1 pseudogene is annotated in these 1,118 nt (G+C 73.0%); it reads right to left on the bottom strand.

Annotated features, from left to right (window positions below):
• Nucleotides 1–73: 73 nt before the first annotated feature.
• Nucleotides 74–1,118, bottom strand: a pseudogene (locus D7V97_RS43225) (hypothetical protein); the annotation flags it as partial.

Raw genomic sequence — 1,118 nt, 5'->3', positions numbered from 1 at the left:
TCCCAATCCCAATCCCAGACACAACCTCACGCCCCATCCCCGCACTGCCCAAGCCGCCACGCTCCAACCCCCTTCAGAACCGCGTCTCTAATTCCAAAGCGAACAGGTGCCGGGGCGCGTCTGGCGGTGTCCGGGCACCGCTCGCGTCCTTCAAATCGAGCACCCATGCGTACCGGACCCGCGTCGTCACCGCGTCCCCCGCCGTCCAGCTCGCATCGAGCGACGCCCGGAAGGACTGCTCCAGCCGGTGGCGCGTCGCGAGGTCCTCGTCCTTCCACACCGCCCGGCCCCGCAGCCGCACCGCCTCGCACGGCCGCACCTGCGTCTCCACCACCGCCTGCGCATCCTCGCGCACGCCCGCGCTCACCGGATCATCCACGCGCGCATGCGCGTACTGCGCGGCCACGGAGACGGCGTCGTGGAGCTCCGCCTTCACACGGGCCGTCACGCGCAGCAGCGAACCCGCACAGGGCTCATCCCCCGTCCCATCGAAGCAGTCCCCCGCCACGCCGACGCCCTTGTCCCGGTATTCCCCCCACAGCGAAGGCTGGAACAGCGCATGCGCCCGCCAGTCCACGCGCGCCGAACCGCGCAGGTTCACCGTGCCCGCGCTGCCCGGCACCGCGCCGTCGGAGGGCAGCGTCCACGCGTCCACCTCGCCGCGCAGCCGCCACGCGTCCTCCAGCCGGTGCAGGTAGCGCACGCGCACGCCCACCTCGTTCCGGGCCCGCGAGCCCTCCAGCTCGTCCGGCCCGGACATCGCCCCTGTGTAGGGATTGGCGAAGCCGCGCCCATAGGCTCGCAGCGACACCTCCAGCTCCTTCGACGGATCCGCCACCACCGTGCGCTGGAGCACCGCGAACCCGCCACCTCCGCCGGGCGTGACATCGAAGCTGCGCGCCGCCTCCACGAAGAGGTCCACCGGCCCCAGGCCCCACGCCGCATCAAGCCCCACGGCGCCGAAGCCACCGCCCGCCGGGTAACCCGAGGTGGAGCGGAAATCGAGCGCCGCGCCCTCCACGCTCCACACCGGCCGCGCACCCCAGGCCGTCGCCCCCACCTGCGTCCGTGAACTCCACGCGAGCGTCGCGTGGCCTCCGCCCGCCCACTCGTGGAAC

It is taken from the genome of Corallococcus sp. CA053C, assembly GCF_003611675.1.
GTDB lineage: Bacteria > Myxococcota > Myxococcia > Myxococcales > Myxococcaceae > Corallococcus.
This window is presented reverse-complemented; position numbering and strand designations above follow the sequence as displayed.